This window comes from Streptomyces sp. N35 (assembly GCF_016464295.1).
Taxonomy (GTDB): Bacteria; Actinomycetota; Actinomycetes; order Streptomycetales; family Streptomycetaceae; genus Streptomyces.
This window is the reverse complement of the sequence record NZ_JAEIMH010000123.1, coordinates 1-19,786: the sequence shown is the minus strand read 5'-3', so window position 1 is coordinate 19,786 and position 19,786 is coordinate 1. Positions and strand designations below refer to the sequence as shown.

Here is a 19,786-nt window from a genome sequence, read left to right as displayed (position 1 = left end):
GCCCCCGCTGGGAGAAGCGGCACGCCGAGGCCTGCCCCCCGAGCCCGCACGCCCCGACGGCGGCCCCCCTCCGAAGAGGGGGCCCGCCGTCGTACGAACCGGAGCGTCAGGCCTCGTCGGCCGTCTTGCGGCGACGGGCCGCGAAGACCACACCGGCGCCGGCCGCGACCACCGCGGCCGCGGCGCCGAGCAGCGGTCCCGCCGGAACGTCGGAGCCGGTCGCGGCGAGGTTGCCGCCGCCACCGACGCTGCCGCCCACGGAGCCGCCGCCGGTCGTCGACGAACCGCCGGTGCCGGAGCCGCCGTTGCCGCCCGTGCCGCCGCCGCCCGGCAGCGCGGCGTCCTCGTCGAGGGAGAGCGCGACCGTCACCGGGTCGATCTTGTCGCCCGGCTTGTAGATCGAGCCGACCTCGTCGTTCGCGAAGGTCTTGGCGCCCGCGGCGGTGAAGGCCGCCGGGATCTTGTCCAGGAGCAGTACGTCGTCCTTGACGGTGTACGTGGCCTTCGCCAGGTCCAGCGTCGCGAACTCGACGTCGTTCTGGGTGCCCTTGGCCGTCTTGACGTCCACGAGCAGCGTGCCGCTGGTGCCGTTCGTCTTGACCTTGACGTCGCTGAACGTCATGTCGATGCCGTGCGCGGTGTACAGGAACTGGACGCTGCCGTTGAAGCCCGCGTCGACCTTCTTGCCCTTGGCGTCGAACTTCGCGCTCTTGTACGGGAATTCGTAGCCTTCGCCGACCTTCTTGGCCCCACCGGCGGTCTTCACCTCACCACCGCTGGAGATGTAGCGGCGGAACGACTCCTTGACACCCCAGGTGAGCTTGCCGTCGACGATCTCGCCGGCCGGCGGCTTGGTCGGCGCCGGGGACGAGGTGCTGGAGCTGGGCTTCGGGTTTGGCTTGCTCGTGGACGGGCTGGGCTTCGGGGTGGGCTGACCGGTACTGGGGGAGGGCTTGGGCGACTCGGTCGGCGGGGCAGCCGGACCGGTCACGGTCAGCGGGTCGCCCGCGGCGCCCTCGTACGAGGAGCTTCCGAGCTGGGTGGCCGCTTCCTTGGTGAGCTTGGTGGCCATGCCCTTCATGGGCGGCGGGGTGACGGCGACCTCGGCGAGCGGCACGTCCTCGGTGAGCTTGCCGTCCCGGGTGACGTCCGCGGTGAGGGTCTTCTTGGCGCTGTCGAACTGGAGGTCCGTCAGCTTCGTCTCGAACTTGTGGAGCTCGCCCTTGAACGTGACGCTGCCCTTGAAGGAGAGCTTCACGGTGTGCGCGTCGCTGTCGTACGTCCCCGTGCCGCCGGTGAACGTGAACTCGCCGTTCTTCTCCGCCTGGGAGGCACCGTCGGCGGTGGTGATGGTGCCGCCGGCCATACCGGTCACGTAGCCGCGGTAGGACTCCTTGACGCCCCACGTCAGCGTGTAGTCCTTCAGCGGCCGCTCGGCCGCGGACGCCGAGGTCATCGCAAGGGAGGTGGCGCCGAGAGTGAGCGCCGTCGCGGCGGAGGCGGCAAGCGCTATGGAGCGGCGGGAGCTGGCCATGACAGGGGTTCTCCTAGGGGGAATAAGGGAGTTGAGGAGTTTCAGGGGGTGAGGGTGCTCAGCTGTCCGCTGAGTCCGAGCCCTCGGAAGCCGAGGCCACCGCAGCCGTACGCCTCTTGCGTACGACCACGAACGCGGCACCCGCGAGGAGGAGCGCACCCGCGCCGATGCCGATCGGCAGCGCGGGGGAGCTCGAAGAGGAAGAGGCGGCGGCCGACTCGGTCTTGGGCGTCGCGGCCTTCGCCTTGGCGTCCGGAGCCGCGGAGGGGTCCGAACCGAGGTCCGGCAGCGCCGGCAGCTCGGCCTTGTCGTCCAGGGCGACCGCGAGCGACACCGGATCCATCGCGGTGCCCGCCTTGTACATGCTGTTGAAGGTCCTGGCGCCGTCGGCGGTCAGCTTCGAGGGCACCTCGGAGAGCGTGACCAGGCCGTCCGTGGCCTTGAGGTCCTTGGCCTCGAAGGTGACGAGCCCGGCCTTCTTCGCGGTGAAGTCCTTGCTCGCGACATCCGCGTACAGCGTCGCCTTGCCGGACCTGGCGCTGACGGCGAGGTTGCTCAGCTCGATATCGAGACCGTGCTCGCCGGTGAAGCGGACGCTGCCCTTGAACGTGGCGTCGAGGGTCTGCTTCCTCTGGTCGAAGGTGCCCTTGCCCTCGGGGAAGCGGAACAGTGCTCCGCCGTCCTGGGCGCCACCGGACAGCTTCCATTCGCCCTTGGCGATCGAGCCGCTGACGTATTCACGGAACGTGCGGCGCACACCCCAGTCGACGGCGGCGTCCTCGATCCGGCCGGCCTTCGCGTCCTTCTTGCCCTTGTTCTCGTCCTTCTTGTCCTTGTCATCGGACTTGTCGGAACCGGAACCGGAGGAAGAGCCGGAGCCCGAGCCCGCCACGACATCCGTCGACAGGCTCACCGGGTCGAGCGGCGTGCCGGCCGCGTAGTACCCGGCGAAGGCGTTGGCGCCCTGTGAAGTGAGCGTCGCCGGCACGTTGTTGAGGGCGATCGGCGTGCCGCCGCCCGACATGTCGATGCCGGAGAGGTTGAGGCTCGCGAGCGGCACCTGCGCGGAGGTGGTGACCTTGCCGGTGCTCTTGGACTTGCTGACCATGTCGGCGTACAGCGTCCCGGAGCCGCCGGAGATCTTCACGACGGGCCGGGAGATGGTGAGGTCCAGTTCGTACTCGCCGGTGGGCTTCTTGTGCCCGAGGAAGTGCACTCCGCCGGAGAAGCCCGCGTTCAGGGCGCCGGTGTCCGGGTTGTACGAGCCGTTCGCGGAGTGGAAGCGGAACTGGCTCGCACCGGCAGTCGCCGCCCCGCCCTGGAGCGTGTAACTGCCCTTGGCTATCGGGCCGGTGACATAGCTCTGGAACGAGGCCTTGATGCCCCAGTCGAGCCTGCCGCCGCGCACCGTACGGTCCTCCGCGTGCGCCGACGTGACCGGCAGCAGTGCGGCGAACAAGGCCCCGAGGGCCGTTACGGCGGCTACGCGGGCAGCGCGGATCGCTGCGCGAGGAGCAGCAGACATCGGTCCCCCTTCAAGGTCTGGTCAATGAGGTAAGGCTAACCTAAACTATGCGCGACCTGGTGCGGAACCCCTCCCGGCCCGGCAACCGCAGATGAAACAGCAGAACTACTCAACGGCACGACAGGACGGTGGAGTTCGAGTGACCCCGGTGCGCTTGCGGCGTTCCCTGCGACGGGCGGGCGTGCTCGTCGCCGCCGCCTGCCTGGCCCTCACGGGCTGCGGCGTCCAGACGGACAATCCCGCCTCAAAGGGTGCGAAGGCGGAACAAAAGGCCGCCCCCGACCGGGTGGAGCCCCTCGCCGGTACGCCGAAGCCTCAACTGCCCGTCACTGTCACCTCGGCCGACGGCAAGAAGGTCACGGTGAAGTCGGCCGACCGCATCGTGCCGCTCACCGGCAGCGTCAACGAGATCGTCTTCACGCTCGGCCTCGGCGAGAACGTGGTGGCCAAGGACATCACCGCCACCTTCGAACAGGCCGGAAAGCTCCCGACGGTGACCCGCGGCCACGATGTCTCCGCCGAGAGCGTGCTCTCCCTGAAGCCCACGGTGGTGATCGGCGACACCACGTCGGGACCGGCCGAGTCGATGCAGCAGATACGCGACGCCGGTATCCCCGTCGTCCTGCTCGACACCGCCAAGAGCCTCGAGGACGTGAGCAAGCGGATCGGTGAAGTCGCCGAGGTGCTCGGCGTCGAGAAGGCCGGCGACGAGCTGATCAAGCGGACCGAGGACCGGATCGCCGCCGTACAGAAGGACATTCCGCGGCAGGAGAAGCAGCCGCGGGTCGCGTTCCTGTATCTGCGCGGCACGGCCGCGGTCTATCTGATCGGCGGCGCGGAGTCCGGTGCGGGCTCGCTGCTCGACGCGGCCGGCGCCATTGACGCGGGCGCCGAGTCGGGCCTGAAGAAGGACTTCACCGCGATCACCCCCGAGGCGCTCGCCAAGGCGCAGCCCGATGTGATCCTCGTGATGACCAAGGGACTCGAGTCCGTCGGCGGCATCGACGGTCTGGTCAAGGTCCCGGGCGTCGCCGAGACCCCCGCCGGCATGGACCGCCGCGTCGTCGACATCCCCGACGGCGTGCTGCTCAACTACGGCCCGCGCACCGACGAGGTCCTCAAGTCCCTCGTCGGCCAGCTCTACGGGGACGCCGAGTGACCGCCACCGTGACACCCGCCACGACGTCCGAGGGCGAGACATCCGAGAACGCCAAGTCGCCCACCGGCAAAGCCCTCCGGGGCAACCGAGGCAGACGCGGCGTCCCGTACCTCCTGACCGTCGGCATGCTGGCCGGCCTGGTCGTGGTCTGTCTGGTCTCGGCCGGGATCGGTGCGTACGAGATACCGATCGGGGATGTGATCGCCTCCGCGCAGCACCGCATCGGGCTCGGCGGCGCGGCCCTCGACCGCGTCGGCGAGAGCGTGCTGTGGAACGTGCGCTTCCCGCGCATCGTGCTCGCGCTGATCGTCGGCGCCTCGCTCGGCTGCGCCGGCGCCCTGATGCAGGGGGTGTTCGGCAATCCGCTCGCCGAGCCCGGCGTCATCGGCATCTCCTCGGGCGCGGCGGTCGGCGGCGTCGCCTCGATCACGTTCGGGCTGACCTTCCTGGGCAGCTGGACGCTGCCCGTCTGCGCGTTCGTCGGCGGTCTGATCACGGTCTTCCTCGTGTACGCGATGTCGCGTTCGGGCGGCCGGACCGAAGTGGTCACGCTGATCCTGACCGGTGTGGCCGTCACCGCCTTCGGCGGGGCGATGATCGGCCTGTTCATCTTCTTCGCGGACAACGCCGAGATCACCCAGATCACCTTCTGGCAGCTCGGCTCGCTCGCCCAGGCCACCTGGCCCAAGGTGCTCGCCGTCCTGCCCTGGGCGCTCGCCGGCCTCGCGATCGCCCCCTTCTACTCCCGCAAGCTCGACCTGCTCTCGCTCGGTGAGCGGCCCGCGCGCCATCTCGGTGTCGACGTGGAACGGATGCGGGTGGTCCTGATGTTCGTCACCGCGCTGCTCACCGCCGCGGCCGTCGCCGTCTCCGGCATCATCAGCTTCGTCGGCCTGGTCGTCCCGCACCTCCTGCGGATGCTCGCCGGACCCGGACACCGCTTCCTCGTCCCGGGCAGCGCACTCGGCGGCGCCCTCGTGCTCGCCGGAGCCGACCTCACGGCGCGCACCATCGCGGCGCCCGCGGAGCTCCCGCTCGGTGTGCTCACCGCCCTGATCGGCAGCCCGTTCTTCTTCTGGCTGCTCCGCCGCACCCGCCGCAAGCAAGGAGGCTGGGCATGATCCGGTCGCTGTTCGCCGTACGCCACCGGGACCTGCCCGAGCCCGTCGAGCCCGGCACCACCCTGGCCTCGGCCGAGGCGCTGCACATCAAGCTCGGCGCGCGCCATGTGCTGCGCGGGGTGGACATCGAGGCGCGGGCCGGCGAGGTGGTGGCCCTGGTCGGGCCCAACGGGGCCGGAAAGTCCACCCTGTTGGCGGCCCTGGCCACCGACCTGACGCCCGACGCGGGGACGGTCCGTATCTGCGGCAAGGACGCGGGGGAGTGGAGCGCCGGTGAACTGGCGCTGCGCCGGTCCGTGTTGCCCCAATCGGCCTCGCTCTCCTTTCCCTTCCTGGTGGAGGAGGTCGTACGGATGGGGCGCGCGCCCTGGAACGGCACCGCGCTCGCCGACAACGACGACGAGGTGATCGCCGCCGCACTGTGCGCCACCGAGACCACCGAGTTCGCGGCCCGCCCCTTCTCCGCACTGTCCGGCGGCGAACGCGCCCGCGTCGCGCTCGCCCGTGTACTCGCCCAACAGGCTCCGCTGCTGCTCCTCGACGAGCCCACCGCGGCGCTCGACCTGCGCCACCAGGAACTGGTCCTCAGGGTCTGCCGTGAACGGGCCGCCGCGGGCGACGCGGTCGTGGTCGTGCTGCACGACCTCGGTCTGGCCGCCGCGTACGCGGACCGCGTGGCCGTCCTCCACGACGGCACGATCGCCGCCGAGGGAGCGCCCGCCGAGGTCTTCGACGGTGAACTCCTCAGCCGCGTCTACCGCCAGCCCGTCGAGGTGCTGCCCCATCCGCGTACGGGGACGTTGCTGGTCTTTCCCGCCAGAGGCGACGAATAGGAGCGCCTGGAAACCCCGGGATACTCCGCCCCGGGGGCCAGTGCGCACGGTGCATTGCCTTGACCAGGGCTTGACCAGCCCGTGGTCGGGGCGAGATAAGGGTTGGATAAGTTAGGCCAGCCTCACCTGGCCTGACCAACCTGGAGACCGTATGCGTGCCGCCCGTGCCACCCTCGCTTCCGCCACCGCGGTCGCCCTCGCCGTGATAGCCACCGGCTGCACCGAGAAGTCCGACGCCAAGTCCGGCGACGACCACCTCATCTCGGTGACCGCCACCGACGACAAGTGCGAGGTGGACAAGAAGGAGTTCCCGGCCGGGCACATCGAGCTCGCCGTGGAGAACAAGGGCTCCAAGGTCACCGAGGTCTACATCCTCTTCCCCGACGACCGCATCGTCACCGAGCGCGAGAACATCGGCCCCGGCACGAAGCAGAACGTCACCGCCGAGGTGAAGGCCGGTTCGTACCAGATCGCCTGCAAGCCGGGCATGAAGGGCGACGGCATCCGCCAGCAGGTCAAGGCCACCGGCGGCGGCGAGAGGGCCAAGCGCGACCCGAAGCTGGACGCCGCCGTCGCCGCGTACCGCAAGTACGCGCAGGAGCAGGCGGACGAGACCCTGCCGCTCGCGAAGAAGTTCGCGGACGCCGTGAAGGCCGGCGACATCGACGCCGCGAAGGCCGCGTACGCGCCGAGCCGTATCGGCTGGGAGCGCACCGAGCCCGTCGCCGAGTCCTTCGGCGACATCGACCCCAAGGTCGACCTGCGCGAGGACGGTCTCGAGGAGGGCCAGGACCTGGAGAAGGACTGGACCGGCTGGCACCGCCTGGAGCGTTCGCTGTGGCAGGACAAGAAGATCACGGACCGCGACAAGGAGCTCGCCGACCTTCTGATCAAGGACCTCGAGGCCTGGCAGGACAAGGTCAACGAGGCCGAGATCACGCCCACTTCGATGGCCAACGGCGCCAAGGAGCTCCTCGACGAGGTCGCCACCGGCAAGGTCACCGGCGAGGAGGAGCGCTACTCGCACACCGACCTCGTCGACTTCAAGGCGAACGTCGAGGGCGCCGAGGAGTCGTACAACCTGCTCAAGCCGGTCGCCGAGAAGAACGACCCGGAGCTCGTCAAGGAGCTCGACAAGCAGTTCGCCGCCCTCAACACGCTGCTCGACAAGTACCGCGAGGACAAGAACTCCTACGAGTTCACGTCCTACGACAAGGTCGGCAAGGACGAGCGCAAGGAGCTCTCCGACGGGGTGAACGCGCTCGCCGAGCCGCTGTCGAAGCTGGCCGCGGCAGTGGTGAAGTAGGGGGTACGCCATGGGTGACAAGGCGGAAGTGCCGTCGAGGCGTTCCGTGCTCGGCTGGGGCGGCGCGGGGCTCGCGCTCGGTGCCGCCGCGGCCGGTGGCGCGGTCGCCGCGCTCGGCGACGACGGTGACGAGACCACGCCCGTAGCCGAGTCCGGCGCGGCCGTGCCGTTCCACGGCACGCATCAGGCGGGCATCGCGACCGCCGTACAGGACCGGCTGCACTTCGCGGCCTTCGACGTGAAGACCGAGGACCGCGCGGAGTTGATCGAGCTCCTCAAGGAGTGGACCGAGGCCGCCGCGCTGATGACGCAGGGGCACCCGGTCGGCCGGGGCGCGTACGGCGGCAGCGCCGAGCCGCCCCCGGACGACACCGGTGAGGCGCCCGGCCTCAAGCCGCCACGGCTCACCCTCACCGTCGGCTTCGGGCCCTCGCTCTTCGACGGACGCTTCGGCCTGGAAGGCAGGCGCCCCAAGGCGCTTGTGGACCTGCCGAAGTTCCCCGGGGACAATCTGGACCCGGCCCGCAGCGGCGGCGACCTGTGCGTCCAGGCCTGCGCCGACGACCCGCAGGTCGCGGTGCACGCGATCCGCAACCTCGCCCGGATCGGCTTCGGCAAGGTCGCCATCCGCTGGTCGCAGCTCGGCTTCGGCAAGACCTCGTCGACCACGCCCGACGCCCAGACCCCGCGCAACATGATGGGCTTCAAGGACGGCACCCGGAACATCGCGGGCACCGACACCGCCAACCTGGCCAAGCATGTGTGGGTGTCCGAGAAGGAGGGCCCGGACTGGATGTCCGGGGGCTCGTACCTCGTGGCGCGGCGGATCCGGATGAACATCGAGACCTGGGACCGCACTTCGCTCAAGGAGCAGGAGGACATCTTCGGCCGCACCAAGGGCGAAGGCGCCCCGTACGGCAAGAAGCGCGAGCACGACGAGCCGAACCTCAAGGCGATGCCCGAGGTCGCGCACGTACGGCTCGCGCACCCGGACACCAACGGCGGGGCGATGATGCTGCGCCGCGGCTACTCGTTCACCGACGGCACGGACGGTCTCGGCCGCCTCGACGCGGGCCTGTTCTTCCTCGCCTACCAGCGGGACGTACGGGACTCCTTCATCCCCGTACAGCTGAACCTTGCCCGCAGTGACGTGCTCAACGAGTACATCCAGCACGTCGGTTCGGCCGTCTTCGCCGTGCCGCCCGGGGTGCGGTCGGACTCCGACTGGTGGGGCAAGGCCCTGTTCTCCGAAGGGGCGTGAGCCATGTTCGCCAACTACCTGATAGGCCTGCGCGAAGGCCTGGAGGCCTCGCTTGTCGTCTGCATCCTGGTCGCGTACCTGGTCAAGACGGACAACCGCAAGGCACTGCCCGCGATCTGGATCGGTGTCGGCATCGCCGTGACGGTGAGCCTCGCGTTCGGCGCGGGCCTGCAGTTCGGTACGCAGGAACTCACCTTCGAGGCCCAGGAGCTGATCGGCGGGAGTCTCTCCATCGTCGCGGTGGGACTCGTGACGTGGATGGTCTTCTGGATGCGGCGCACCGCCCGCCACCTCAAGGCCGAACTGCACGGCAAGCTGGACGCGGCGCTCAGCCTGGGCACCGGCGCCCTGGTGGCGACGGCGTTCCTCGCTGTCGGCCGTGAGGGCATCGAGACCTCGCTGTTCGTATGGCGTTCCGTGGACGCCGCCGACGACGGCTGGCGGCCGCTCGCGGGCTGTCTGCTCGGCCTGCTCACCGCAGTGGTCATGGGCTGGCTCTTCTACCGCGGAGCCCTGCGCATCAACCTGTCGAAGTTCTTCCAGTGGACCGGCGGCATGCTGGTCGTCGTGGCGGCGGGCGTGCTCGCGTACGGGATGCACGATCTGCAGGAGGCACGGTTCGTCGGCGGCCTCGGCGACAAGGCCTTCGACATCAGCGACAGCTATCCGCCGGACACCTGGCACGCCACGCTGCTCAAGGGCATCTTCAACTTCCAGCCCGACCCGACCGTGCTCCAGGTCACGGTGTGGGCGCTGTATCTGATCCCCACCCTGGTGCTGTTCCTGGCCCCGGTAGGGTTCCCTGCGTCAGCACTGGGGCGCAAGGAGCAGAAGGCGAGCCATGAGCAGGGTGAGTCGGCCGGCAGCGGCGGGGGCAGCGATGGCGGTCCTGGCCCTGACCGCGAGCGGATGCGTGACGGTGCACGGGGAGCGGGAGATCGTCCCGGCGGCGACGAAGTCCGAGGCGGCACAGGCCCTTGAGGGGTTCACGGCCGCGTACAACAAGGCCGACAAGGCCTACGACCCCGCGCTCTCCCAGAAGCACGTCACGGGCGCGCTCGGCGCGATCAACCAGGCCGGTCTGAAGGCGAAGGCGAAGAACGCGCCGGACGGGAACCCGAAGCACGCGGCGCTCGAACTCACCGACGCCGAGTTCGCCATCCCCAAGAAGGCGGGCTGGCCGCGCTTCTTCGTCGCCGACACCGACAGCAACCGGGACGTGGACGACGATCCCGCCAAGGACACCCACTGGTTCCTGGTCTTCGTCAAGCACGCCGTCGACGACCCGTGGCAGGTCGCGTACCTCAACATCCTCACGCCCGGCGAGGTACCGCAGTTCAAGACCGACAAGGACGGCTTCGCCACTGTGGCGGACGCCGGCACGAACGAGCTCGCCGTGGCGCCCGGCCGGCTGCCCGCCGCGTACGCCACGTATCTGCAGGACGGCGGCAAGGAGTTCGCCGACGGACCGCACACCAGCGGCTGGCGCGCGGACCGCGAGGCGCGCGAGTCCAGCCCCGGCTGGTCCCGCCAGTGGGTCGACCAGCCGGAACAGGCCGGGGACTTCGCGCCGCTCGGGCTGCGCACGAAGGACGGCGGAGCGTTCGTCTTCTTCGCCACGCGGCACTTCGAGAAGCAGACGGCCTCCGAGGGCTTGAAGATCACCGTGCCGAAGGACGTGGAGGCGCTGCTCACCGGCCAGGTGAAGCAGTCCATCACGCTGGAGCGGGTCTCGAACCTGGCGGCTCAGGTACCGGCGAAGAACGCGGCGAAGCCAGGGGTCGTGCTGTCGAGCCGGATCATGGGGATCACGAGCGCGGTGGGCGAGTAACCGTGGGGGAGTGACCGTGGGCGAGTGACCTTAGGGGGCAACTCGCCCACGCCGGGCGCCCGACCGCCGGGGCCTGCCCGGAAATCGTTTGCTCCCGCTCGCCCATCCCACGGAACATGGCCTCTCGTGACCGACCAGCCTGCCCGCTCCCGTTTCGCGGCGATACTTCCCGATCTCTCTCCCTGGCGCAGCAGCCGTGACTTCCGGCTCCTGTGGACGCAGGGCCTGGTGACGTACTTCGGCAGCTTCATGGCGATGATCGCCCTGCCGCTGCAGATCAAGGACCTCACCGAATCCCCGCTCGCCGTGGGCGCGATGGGCGCGGTGGAGCTGATCCCGCTGATCGTGTTCGGGCTGTACGGAGGGGCGCTCGCCGACGCCGTCGACCGGCGCAAGGTCATCCTGCTCACCGAGGCCGGACTCGGAGTGCTCGCGGTCATCCTCCTTGTCAACGCGCTGCTGCCGAACCCGCTGCTGTGGCCGCTCTACCTGGTGGCCGCCGGTGTCTCCGCGCTCGCCGGACTCCAGCGCCCCGCGCTCGACTCCCTGCTCGCGCGGATCGTCCCGCACGACCAGCTCACCGCCGCCGCCGCGCTCAACGCGCTGCGCTGGCAGATCGGCGCCATCGCGGGACCCGCGCTCGCCGGCCTCGTCGTCGCGTACGCCGGGCACGCCACCGCGTACGCCGTGACGATCGTCGGCTTCACCGCCTCGGTGGTGCTCTGTCTGCGGCTCACGCCCGCCCCGCCCTCGCACGACGCCGAGAAGCCCTCGCTGCGCGGGATCGCCGAGGGTGCGCGTTACGCCTGGTCGCGGCCGGTGCTGCTCGGCACGTACGCCATCGATCTGGCCGCGATGATCTTCGCGTTCCCCAACACGATCTTCCCGTTCCTCGCGGACGACCTCGACGCCGAATGGTCGCTCGGCCTGATGTACGCGGCGGGCTCGATCGGCTCGCTCGCGCTGAGCCTGACGAGTGGCTGGACCACCCGGGTGCGCCGGCACGGTCTGCTCGTCGTCTTCGGCGCGGCGAGCTGGGGCCTGGCGATCACGGCGGCGGGCTGGTTCGGGAACGTGTGGCTGGTGCTGGTCTTTCTGGCCCTGGCCGGTGCGGGCGACATGCTCAGCGGCCTGGGGCGCTCCACGATCTGGAACCAGACCATTCCCGACGAGCTGCGCGGCCGCCTCGCCGGTATCGAGGTGCTCTCGTACAGCGTGGGCCCGCAGCTCGGGCAGGTCAGGGCGGGCGCGATGGCCGGCTGGACGGGGACACGGACGGCGATCTGGTCCGGTGGCGCGGTCTGTGTCGGCGCGGTCGCGCTGCTCACGGCCGCGCTGCCGAAGCTCGTCTCGTACGACGCGGACACGGATCCGGACGCGCAGCGGCGCAAGGCGGCGCGGGAGGAAGTGGAGGCGGCGGTCGAGGCCGGCTGAGGTCGGCTGAGGTCGGCTGAGGCCGGGGGGCCTCTCCCCCCGGGCCCCCGCTGGGGGCTTTGCCCCCCGGCCCCCTTTCTGGGGGCCTTGCCCCCATGCCCCCGCTCGCCGTGCTGGTTCGTCGTGGGGTCGGTGCCGGTCCGGGGTACCTGTCATACGGGCAATGGCGCCGTTCCCGCGAAGGGGGCCGCCGACGTCGGGGGTGCCCGTATGACAGGCACCCCTCCCCGTCCCCTTCCGTCGTTGCGCGGCTGCGGGGCGGTGGGGGGTGCGTGTCACTTCCGGCTGCGGGGGGTGCGTGTCACATCCGCGCTGGCTGGGGCCCCGTGGCTCAGCTTCTGTCGTCCCCTTCGCGGTCATGCCACTTGGGGTCCGTCTCCCACTCCAGGTTCCGCTCCTGGGCCGTCTGCATCGCGTGCGCGGCCTCTTCCCGTGAGGCGTACGGGCCGAAGCGGTCCTTGCCCGGGCACTCGGGCCCTTCCTCGACCTTCTTGTGTTCCAGGCAGTAGTACCACTCGCCCGGCTTGCCGACCGTGCGCTTCTTGAACAGGGCCATCCCCGGCTCCCTTCCCGCGAGCGGCTGATGCGCTCCCACGCCGCCATCGTGCCCGATGTGCGCTCGTTACACTCACTGACATGTCTGTCCCGTCGCTGCTCGTACCAGGGGAGCTCTCTCCCATCCGCTCCGTGCCCGGCAATATCCGGCGCCCCGAATACGTGGGCAAGCCGGCGCCGACCCCGTACACCGGGCCGGAGGTGCAGACCCCCGAGACCATCGAGGCGATGCGGATCGCGGGTCGGATCGCCGCGCAGGCGATGGAGGCGGCCGCCAAGCACATCGCACCCGGCGTCACCACCGACGAACTCGACCGGATCGCCCACGAGTTCATGCTCGACCACGGCGCCTACCCGTCGACGCTCGGCTACCGCGGCTTCCCGAAGTCGCTGTGCACGAGCGTCAACGAGGTCATCTGCCACGGCATCCCGGACTCCACGGTCCTGGGCGACGGCGACATCATCAACCTGGACGTCACCGCGTACATCGGCGGCGTGCACGGCGACAACAACGCCACCTACCTCGTGGGCGACGTCGACGAGGAGTCGAAGCTGCTCGTCGAGCGCACCCGCGAATCCCTCAACCGCGCCATCAAGGCCGTGAAGCCGGGCCGCCAGATCAACATCATCGGCCGGGTCATCGAGTCGTACGCGAAGAGGTTCGGTTACGGGGTCGTGCGCGACTTCACCGGCCACGGGATCAATTCCTCGTTCCACAGCGGCCTGATCATCCCGCACTACGACTCCCCGCATGCCACTACGGTGATCCAGCCGGGGATGACCTTCACGATCGAGCCGATGCTCACGCTGGGAACGCATGAGTACGACATGTGGGACGACGGCTGGACGGTCGTCACCAAGGACAGGAAGCGCACCGCGCAGTTCGAGCACACACTGGTGGTGACGGACACGGGAGCGGAGATCCTGACCCTTCCCTGAGCTCCACCGCACCCGCTGGGCCCGTCGTTCTCGGCGGGCCCTTCGCGTTGCCCGGGAGGGTGCCCGGAAGGGTTCTTCATGCGTCCGGGAGGTTTTACCGACAGCCAGTCCGGAAACTTTCCCGACAGGCCGTCGGGAACCCATTGACTTAGGCAAGCCTAAGTAGCAGGATCAAGCTTAGTTTCCCGCTTCTTCGGATCCGGAGGTCCCTGTGGACACATCCGTCACGCCCTTCTCGACGGTCATCCGCACCGCGTCGCACGAGCAGCACACCGAGGCCGAGACCTCGACGTTCATGAGCGACCTGCTCGGTGGGCGGCTGGGTGTGGACGCGTACACGCGCTACACCGAGCAGCTGTGGTTCGTGTACCGGGCGCTGGAGGACGCGGCACCGGCCCTCGCCGGCGACCCGGTGGCGGGCCCGTTCATACAGCCCGAGCTGATGCGCACGGCCGCCCTCGAGCGCGACCTCACGCATCTGCACGGCGGTGACGGCTGGCGCGAGACCCTCGCCCCGCTGCCGGCCACGGCCGTGTACGCAGAGCGCGTCGCCGAGTGCGCGCGCAGCTGGCCCGCGGGCTATGTGGCGCACCACTACACGCGCTACCTCGGCGACCTGTCCGGCGGCCAGGTCATCCGCGACAAGGCCGAGAAGACCTGGGGCTTCAGCCGCAAGGGCGACGGCGTGCGGTTCTACGTCTTCGAGGAGATCTCCAACCCGGCGGCGTTCAAGCGCGGCTACCGCGAGCTGCTCGACGGCCTCGCGGTGGACGATCTGGAGAAGCAGCGCGTGATCGACGAGTGCAAGCGGGCCTTCGCGCTGAACACCGGGGTGTTCCGTGCGCTTGGCGAGGAGTTCCCGCTCAGCGCCTGAGTGACGGGACGGGCGGGGTGCTTGCGGCGCCCCGCCCGTCCGCGTTCACCAGCGAGCGGGAGGCGGCGCCGTCAGCTGGTCGGCCAGGCGGGAGAGCCGGTCGCGCAGCCGGCGGCCCGAGCGCAGGCTGGGGGCGGCGGAAGGCAGGCAGTTCTCGCCCGCGGCCGCGCTGACCAGATGCTGGACCGTGTCCAGGTTCAGCTCGCGCGAGGGCGGCACGCTCAGCAACTCGTGGGCCAGCGACGGCATTTCGTCCCCGCCCGTGTCGAGCGCCAGGACCGTGGCCCCCGCCCGTCGCGCGTCATGCACCCGCGAGAGCAGTCCCTCGCCGGGTGTGTCCGGGGCCACCACCAGGAGCGTCTCGCCGCTGCGGGCCGCCTCGATACGCCCCAGACCCACCGACAGATGCGCGGGATCCGATGCGCGCACCTGATGCCGTACGAGCGTCGGTGTCAGCTCCGGTGTGCCCGACCAGGCCGCCTCGTCCACGAGGTGCGCCGCCAGATGCCACGGCTCGTACTCCTCGGTGCCGACCAGGAGCAGCCCGCCGCCGTGCGGGACCACCGAGCCGCGCAGGGAGGCGGCGAAACGGCGCGTGGCGGACGGCCACTGCGTACCGGCGAGCACTTCGCGCAGCAGCGCGACCCTGACGGCGTCCATGGTTCGCATACTGCCCCAAGTGGGGTCGGGTGCAGGCGGGTTCGGCGCAACTGTCTCCCGAGCGGTCGATGGCGGGTGCCGTAGGGTCGTACGGGCGTGCGGAACTCGTGCGTGCAACTGACCGTGTACGGCCAACGCTCGTACGGACCCCGTGCGGGCATCCGGCCGCGTACCGCCAACACCCGTACGGTTTCCGGCCGTTCACCCTTCGTTCCGCTCGCCTTGAGAGCGTCGGCGGCCCGGACGTACAGACCAGGGGGCCTGATGGCGAGCGAGGTGTCCGTTCCGTTCCGCGGCGGCCGCGAGGGCTACGCCAGTTTCCGTATCCCCGCCGTGGTGAGCAGCCGGGCGGGCACGCTGCTCGCCTTCTGCGAGGGCCGGGTCGCCTCCGCGTCCGACGCCGGCAACATCGATATCGTCCTCAAGCGCTCCACCGACGGCGGCCGCGCCTGGAGCCCGCTCGCCGTCGTCGCCCGCAACGCCGACCACCTCGCGGGCAACCCGGCCCCCGTCGTCCTCGCCGACGGCCGCGTCCTGCTCGTCCACGTCCGCAACGCGGGCGGCGCGACCGAGGCGCGGATCCGCCGCGGCCAGGTCCCGGCCGCCGAGGGGCGCCGCGTGTACGTGATGCACAGCGACGACGACGGGCTCACCTGGTCGAGCCCCCGGGAGATCACCGCGCAGACCAAGAGGGCGAGTTGGCGCTGGTACGCGACCACGCCCGGCCACGCGATCCAGCTGGCCTCCGGCCGGATCGTCGTCCCCGCGAACCACTCGCTGCCGCCCGCGGCCGGCTCCGGCGACGACGGCACCGAAGGGCACTACAACGGCGGGCACTGTCTGCTGAGCGACGACCGGGGACAGAGCTGGCGGATCGGATACGTCGACGGGCACGAAGAAGGCACGATCGGCCTGATCAACGTGAACGAGACCACCGCCGCCCAACTCCCCGACGGACGCGTCTACTTCAACACCCGCAACGACTCGCCCGCACCCGGCAACCGCGCCGAGGCCTGGTCCAAGGACGGCGGCGAGACCCTGGTCAAGGCCTTCCGGCCGCAGACCTGCCTCACCGGCCCCGTCGTCGAGGGCTCGGTACTCCAGCTCGACGACGGCCCGCTGCTCTACTCGGGTCCCGCCGACCCCGGCCACCGCGCCCTGATGACGATCCGCGCCAGCACCGACAACGGCTCCACCTGGCGGCCCGTGCACACCGTGAGCGGGGTCCCCGCCGCGTACTCCGATCTCGTACGGATCGACGCGGACACCCTCGGTCTCCTCTACGAGACCGGGGACTTCGGCGCGTACGAGACGATCACCTTCCGGCGGATACCGCTCTCCCGCGTCCTGCCCTGACGCGGCCGCGGCGGTGGCACGTACCGGCCGGAGAGGTAGCACATACGGGCCGAAGAGATAGCACGTACGGGCGGAACTCAACAGGCCGTTACCAGCAAGTATCGTCAGCGCCATGACTACGAATGATGCCCCTGCGGCAGCGCCCGCGCAGGCCCCCGCCCAGGCCCCCGCCAGGGACCCCCGAGCGCTGCCCGACGTATCCGGCCTCGTCGTCGGTGTGCTCGGCGGCACCGGGGACCAGGGCCGCGGTCTGGCCTACCGGCTCGCCCGCGCCGGACAGAAGGTGATCATCGGCTCGCGCGCCGCGGACCGCGCGCAGACCGCCGCCGACGAACTCGGTCTCGGCATCGAGGGCGCCGACAACGCCGAGTGCGCCCGGCGCAGCGACATCGTGATCGTCGCCGTGCCGTGGGAGGGCCACGCCAAGACCCTCGAGGCGCTGCGCGAGGACCTCGCGGGCAAGCTCGTCGTGGACTGCGTCAACCCGCTCGGCTTCGACAAGAAGGGCGCGTACGCACTGAAGGTCGAGGAGGGCAGCGCCGCCGAGCAGGCCGCCGCCCTGCTGCCGGACTCGCGGGTCACGGCCGCCTTCCACCACCTCTCGGCGGTCCTGCTCCAGGACGAGTCGGTCGAGGAGATCGACACCGATGTGATGGTGCTCGGCGAGGTGCGCGCCGACACGGACATCGTGCAGGCCCTGGCCGGCCGCATCCCCGGCATGCGCGGGGTCTTCGCCGGGCGGCTGCGCAACGCCCACCAGGTCGAGGCGCTCGTGGCGAACCTGATCTCGGTGAACCGTCGCTACAAGGCCCACGCCGGACTGCGCGTCACGGACGTCTGAGCCCCGCCCGGGCCGCTGCCGGGACGCCCGTACGGAAAGAGGCGGGGCATGGGGGACACTGGTCGGCGTAGCACCGAATGCGACACCCGACAGGAGCCGTCCCCATGCCCCGCCTCGCTCTGTACGCGCTGATCGTCTGCGTCCTCGCCGTGGCCGCGGCCGTCGTCTCCTTCTGGCAGGGCAGCCTGCTCGGGATCGTCTGGGTGCTGATCGCCGGTCTGTCCTCGAACATGACCTGGTACTACTTCAAGAAGGGGCAGGTGCGGCGCGGGCCCGTCGCCGGCTGAGCGCGGGCCTCTCACCGGCTGAGGACGGACTCGTCACCGGCCGAGGGCGCTAACCGCCGATCTGGCACCCGGGGTTCTCCTCGGCCCAGAAGCGGTACAGGTTCTGCCCGCAGTACGACTCGAACTCCTCGATCCCGAGCACCCCGAGCAGCGAGTCGATCAGGTCGAAGAAGGCCACGTTGACCTCCGGGATCCACAGCACACCGAACACGGCGAGCAGCCCGAACGGTGCGAAGGGCTCCACCTGGCGCCGGATCTTGTACGAGAGCCACGGCTCGATCACCCCGTAGCCGTCGAGCCCGGGGACCGGCAGGAAGTTCAGGAGCGCGGCCGTCACCTGGAGCAGCGCGAGGAACGCCAGCGCGTACCGGAAGACGAGCGGCACTCCGTCCAGCGCGTCCAGCCAGAACGGCGCTGTGCACACGATCGCGAACAGCACGTTGGTGAGGGGTCCCGCGGCCGAGATCAGGCTGTGCTTCCAGCGCCCCTGGATCCGTCCGCGCTCGATGAACACCGCACCGCCGGGAAGCCCCAGCCCACCCATGATCACGAAGAGCACCGGCAGGACGATGCTCAGGAGGGCATGGGTGTATTTCAACGGGTTGAGCGTGAGGTAGCCCTTGGCGCCGATCGAGATATCGCCGCTGTGCAGCGCGGTCCGCGCGTGCGCGTACTCGTGCAGGCACAGCGAGACGATCCACGCCCCGGTGACGAACACGAAGACGGCGACGCCGGGATTGTCCGCGAACCCCGTCCACGCCGCCCAGCCGCCCGCGGCCGTCACGGCCACGATGCCGAGGAAGACGGGACTGATCCGCCGGTCGCTGCGCCGGATGGCGGTGGTCATGGGCCGGGCTCCTGCCAGTCGGCTGATGCGTACGGTACGACGCTATCGGTGACGTCAGTGCAACGGATCGTAGGCGTGCGGGGTTCCTGCCGTACGGGCCCGGCACAAGGGCGGGGCAAGCGTTGGCCAAGGGACGGACAAGGGCGGCGCGGGGTCCCACGCCTTACGAGGGACAATGGCTCACGTGCGCTATTCCGTCCTCGGCACCACCCAGGCCCATCGTCCCGACGGCACCGCCGTGACCCTGGGCGGCGCCCGGCGGCGGGCCCTCCCCGCGGTGCCCGCGCCCACGCCCGGCCGTCCCGCCCCCGTCGGGCGCCTCGTGGACGAGGTAGGGGGAGGGGAGCCGCCCGCCGACGCCGCCGGTGCGCTGCAGGCGCTGGTCGGCCGGCTGCGGCGGAACCTGGGTGCGGACGCGGTCGAACTCGGCCCGGGCGGCTACCGGTTGACCGTCGAGCACGAAGACGTGGACGCGTACCGCTTCGAGCGGCTGGCCTCCGAGGGGGCCAATGCCCTGGCCGACGGTGATCCGGTCAAGGCGCTTGCCCTGTTCGACGAGGGCCTGGCCCTGTGGCGTGGCCCGGCGCTGGCGGATCTGCCGGACCGGGACAGCGAGGCGCCCCGCTGGGAGGCCAGACGCCTGGAGGCGCGCCGCGGACGCTTCACGGCGGCGCTCGCGCTCGGGCGCGCCGAGCAACTCCTGCCGGAGCTGGCCGCCCTTGCCGAGGCCCACCTGCTGGACGAACCGCTCCAGGCCCTGCGGCTGCGGGCGCTGCGCGACGCGGGGCGGGCGGCCGAGGCGCTGGCCGTCTATGAGGACGTACGGGAGCGGCTTGCCGATCAGCTCGGCGCGGATCCCGGGCCTGAACTGCGGGCGCTGCATGCGGAGTTGCTGGCGCCGAGGCCTGGGGGCGGGGGGCCCGGGGGGCCCGGGGGCAGGCTGTCGGAGTGGTCTGGTGGCTCAGCCACTGACCGGCCTGGTGGTTCGGCCACCGATTGGTCTGGTGGCTCAGCCACTCACCGGCCTGGTGGTTCGGCCACCAGCCATCCCCGTGGGCCGGCCACCCACTGGTCTGGTGGCTCAGCCACTGACCGGCCCGGTGGTTCGGCCACCGACTGGCCCGGTGGCTCAGCCACTGACCGGCCCCCCGCCCCAGCCACACAGCCGCTCACCCACCCTGCGGCCGAGTCCCCGGCCGGCTCGGCCCTCCAGCCCCCCACCCCACCCCGCAAGGGCAACCTCCGGGCCCGCCTCACCTCCTTCGTCGGCCGCGAGCCCGAGCTCGAGGCGATCCGCGGTGACCTCGCCGGAGCCCGGCTCGTCACCCTGCTCGGTCCCGGCGGCGCCGGAAAGACCCGGCTCTCGCAGGAGGCCGCCGACGGGCTCGGCTTCCGCGACGGCGTCTGGCTCGCCGAGCTCGCG

The 19,786-nt window shown here is 70.7% G+C and carries 19 protein-coding genes; 14 read left to right on the top strand and 5 right to left on the bottom strand.

Translation table 11 applies throughout. From position 1 onward, the window contains the following. Positions 1 to 106 precede the first annotated feature (106 nt). Complete coding sequence (locus JAO81_RS38800; protein WP_199552706.1) at positions 107 to 1,534, bottom strand: HtaA domain-containing protein; 1,428 nt, start codon at positions 1,532 to 1,534, stop codon at positions 107 to 109. Between the two features lie 58 nt (positions 1,535 to 1,592). Continuing rightward, positions 1,593 to 3,059, bottom strand: coding sequence for an HtaA domain-containing protein (locus JAO81_RS38795; protein ID WP_199552705.1), 1,467 nt, complete (start codon positions 3,057 to 3,059; stop codon positions 1,593 to 1,595). Between the two features lie 91 nt (positions 3,060 to 3,150). Here JAO81_RS38795 and JAO81_RS38790 point away from each other — a divergent pair, with 91 nt between their 5' ends. The 8 genes from JAO81_RS38790 to JAO81_RS38755 all read left to right on the top strand — a co-directional run bounded on the left by JAO81_RS38790 (position 3,151) and on the right by JAO81_RS38755 (position 12,004). Continuing rightward, a complete protein-coding gene (locus tag JAO81_RS38790; RefSeq protein ID WP_199552704.1) occupies positions 3,151 to 4,218 on the top strand; it encodes an ABC transporter substrate-binding protein in 1,068 nt (355 codons plus the stop codon). Then, on the top strand, positions 4,215 to 5,339 hold the full coding sequence (locus tag JAO81_RS38785; protein WP_374194410.1) for a FecCD family ABC transporter permease: 1,125 nt from the start codon (positions 4,215 to 4,217) through the stop codon (positions 5,337 to 5,339). Before JAO81_RS38790 ends, JAO81_RS38785 begins: the two co-directional genes overlap by 4 nt. Continuing rightward, a complete protein-coding gene (locus JAO81_RS38780; protein WP_374194409.1) occupies positions 5,336 to 6,172 on the top strand; it encodes a heme ABC transporter ATP-binding protein in 837 nt (278 codons plus the stop codon). The genes JAO81_RS38785 and JAO81_RS38780 overlap by 4 nt, the downstream gene beginning before the upstream one ends. A gap of 151 nt (positions 6,173 to 6,323) precedes the next feature. Then, positions 6,324 to 7,478, top strand: a complete 1,155-nt coding sequence (gene efeO, locus JAO81_RS38775; protein ID WP_199552703.1) for an iron uptake system protein EfeO — start codon at positions 6,324 to 6,326, stop codon at positions 7,476 to 7,478. Positions 7,479 to 7,488: 10 nt separating this feature from the next. After that, entirely contained in the window at positions 7,489 to 8,739 is a 1,251-nt protein-coding gene (gene efeB, locus JAO81_RS38770) for an iron uptake transporter deferrochelatase/peroxidase subunit (protein ID WP_199552702.1), read from the top strand. Between the two features lie 3 nt (positions 8,740 to 8,742). Then, a complete protein-coding gene (gene efeU / locus JAO81_RS38765; protein ID WP_199552701.1) occupies positions 8,743 to 9,720 on the top strand; it encodes an iron uptake transporter permease EfeU in 978 nt (325 codons plus the stop codon). Next, positions 9,620 to 10,570: a hypothetical protein gene (locus JAO81_RS38760; RefSeq protein WP_199552708.1), complete on the top strand. Its 951-nt coding sequence runs from the start codon at positions 9,620 to 9,622 to the stop codon at positions 10,568 to 10,570. Before efeU ends, JAO81_RS38760 begins: the two co-directional genes overlap by 101 nt. 126 nt (positions 10,571 to 10,696) lie before the next feature. Further along, positions 10,697 to 12,004, top strand: a complete 1,308-nt coding sequence (locus JAO81_RS38755; RefSeq protein WP_199552700.1) for an MFS transporter — start codon at positions 10,697 to 10,699, stop codon at positions 12,002 to 12,004. Between the two features lie 331 nt (positions 12,005 to 12,335). Here JAO81_RS38755 and JAO81_RS38750 read toward each other — a convergent pair whose 3' ends face one another. Next, the gene (locus tag JAO81_RS38750; RefSeq protein ID WP_199552707.1) at positions 12,336 to 12,560 is read right to left on the bottom strand and encodes a hypothetical protein; all 225 of its coding nucleotides are present in this window, start codon (positions 12,558 to 12,560) and stop codon (positions 12,336 to 12,338) included. 80 nt (positions 12,561 to 12,640) lie between these two features. Here JAO81_RS38750 and map point away from each other — a divergent pair, with 80 nt between their 5' ends. Both map and JAO81_RS38740 read left to right on the top strand, forming a co-directional pair. Beyond that, positions 12,641 to 13,498, top strand: coding sequence for a type I methionyl aminopeptidase (gene map, locus JAO81_RS38745; protein ID WP_199552699.1), 858 nt, complete (start codon positions 12,641 to 12,643; stop codon positions 13,496 to 13,498). A gap of 211 nt (positions 13,499 to 13,709) precedes the next feature. Then, positions 13,710 to 14,372 carry a heme oxygenase (biliverdin-producing) gene (locus JAO81_RS38740; RefSeq protein WP_199552698.1) on the top strand — a complete coding sequence of 221 codons (663 nt, stop codon included), beginning with the start codon at positions 13,710 to 13,712 and terminating at the stop codon, positions 14,370 to 14,372. 45 nt (positions 14,373 to 14,417) lie between these two features. Here the strand turns inward: JAO81_RS38740 and JAO81_RS38735 are convergent, their stop codons facing one another. Further along, on the bottom strand, positions 14,418 to 15,032 hold the full coding sequence (locus JAO81_RS38735; protein WP_199552697.1) for a hypothetical protein: 615 nt from the start codon (positions 15,030 to 15,032) through the stop codon (positions 14,418 to 14,420). Between the two features lie 264 nt (positions 15,033 to 15,296). Between JAO81_RS38735 and JAO81_RS38730 the strand changes: the two genes are divergently transcribed. From JAO81_RS38730 to JAO81_RS38720, 3 genes are all read left to right on the top strand, one after another. Next, positions 15,297 to 16,388 carry an exo-alpha-sialidase gene (locus tag JAO81_RS38730; protein ID WP_199552696.1) on the top strand — a complete coding sequence of 364 codons (1,092 nt, stop codon included), beginning with the start codon at positions 15,297 to 15,299 and terminating at the stop codon, positions 16,386 to 16,388. Between the two features lie 112 nt (positions 16,389 to 16,500). Continuing rightward, positions 16,501 to 17,229, top strand: a complete 729-nt coding sequence (npdG, locus tag JAO81_RS38725; protein ID WP_199552695.1) for an NADPH-dependent F420 reductase — start codon at positions 16,501 to 16,503, stop codon at positions 17,227 to 17,229. Positions 17,230 to 17,333: 104 nt separating this feature from the next. Further along, positions 17,334 to 17,516: a hypothetical protein gene (locus tag JAO81_RS38720; protein WP_199552694.1), complete on the top strand. Its 183-nt coding sequence runs from the start codon at positions 17,334 to 17,336 to the stop codon at positions 17,514 to 17,516. A 49-nt stretch (positions 17,517 to 17,565) separates the two neighbouring features. Here the strand turns inward: JAO81_RS38720 and JAO81_RS38715 are convergent, their stop codons facing one another. Then, positions 17,566 to 18,363 carry a site-2 protease family protein gene (locus JAO81_RS38715; protein WP_165333378.1) on the bottom strand — a complete coding sequence of 266 codons (798 nt, stop codon included), beginning with the start codon at positions 18,361 to 18,363 and terminating at the stop codon, positions 17,566 to 17,568. Positions 18,364 to 18,538: 175 nt separating this feature from the next. Here JAO81_RS38715 and JAO81_RS38710 point away from each other — a divergent pair. After that, on the top strand, positions 18,539 to 19,786 hold a 1,248-nt coding region (locus JAO81_RS38710; RefSeq protein WP_199552693.1), incomplete at its 3' end, for an AfsR/SARP family transcriptional regulator.

Bases quoted from the DNA above. Each gene is read 5' to 3' on its own strand.
- JAO81_RS38800 (WP_199552706.1), bottom strand. From the start codon at position 1,534: ATGGCCAGCTCCCGCCGCTCCATAGCGCTTGCCGCCTCCGCCGCGACG.
- JAO81_RS38795 (WP_199552705.1), bottom strand. From the start codon at position 3,059: ATGTCTGCTGCTCCTCGCGCAGCGATCCGCGCTGCCCGCGTAGCCGCC.
- JAO81_RS38790 (WP_199552704.1), top strand. From the start codon at position 3,151: ATGAAACAGCAGAACTACTCAACGGCACGACAGGACGGTGGAGTTCGA.
- JAO81_RS38780 (WP_374194409.1), top strand. From the start codon at position 5,336: ATGATCCGGTCGCTGTTCGCCGTACGCCACCGGGACCTGCCCGAGCCC.
- efeO (WP_199552703.1), top strand. From the start codon at position 6,324: ATGCGTGCCGCCCGTGCCACCCTCGCTTCCGCCACCGCGGTCGCCCTC.
- efeB (WP_199552702.1), top strand. From the start codon at position 7,489: ATGGGTGACAAGGCGGAAGTGCCGTCGAGGCGTTCCGTGCTCGGCTGG.
- efeU (WP_199552701.1), top strand. From the start codon at position 8,743: ATGTTCGCCAACTACCTGATAGGCCTGCGCGAAGGCCTGGAGGCCTCG.
- JAO81_RS38760 (WP_199552708.1), top strand. From the start codon at position 9,620: ATGGCGGTCCTGGCCCTGACCGCGAGCGGATGCGTGACGGTGCACGGG.
- JAO81_RS38750 (WP_199552707.1), bottom strand. From the start codon at position 12,560: ATGGCCCTGTTCAAGAAGCGCACGGTCGGCAAGCCGGGCGAGTGGTAC.
- map (WP_199552699.1), top strand. From the start codon at position 12,641: ATGTCTGTCCCGTCGCTGCTCGTACCAGGGGAGCTCTCTCCCATCCGC.
- JAO81_RS38735 (WP_199552697.1), bottom strand. From the start codon at position 15,032: ATGGACGCCGTCAGGGTCGCGCTGCTGCGCGAAGTGCTCGCCGGTACG.
- JAO81_RS38730 (WP_199552696.1), top strand. From the start codon at position 15,297: ATGGCGAGCGAGGTGTCCGTTCCGTTCCGCGGCGGCCGCGAGGGCTAC.
- npdG (WP_199552695.1), top strand. From the start codon at position 16,501: ATGACTACGAATGATGCCCCTGCGGCAGCGCCCGCGCAGGCCCCCGCC.
- JAO81_RS38720 (WP_199552694.1), top strand. From the start codon at position 17,334: ATGCCCCGCCTCGCTCTGTACGCGCTGATCGTCTGCGTCCTCGCCGTG.
- JAO81_RS38715 (WP_165333378.1), bottom strand. From the start codon at position 18,363: ATGACCACCGCCATCCGGCGCAGCGACCGGCGGATCAGTCCCGTCTTC.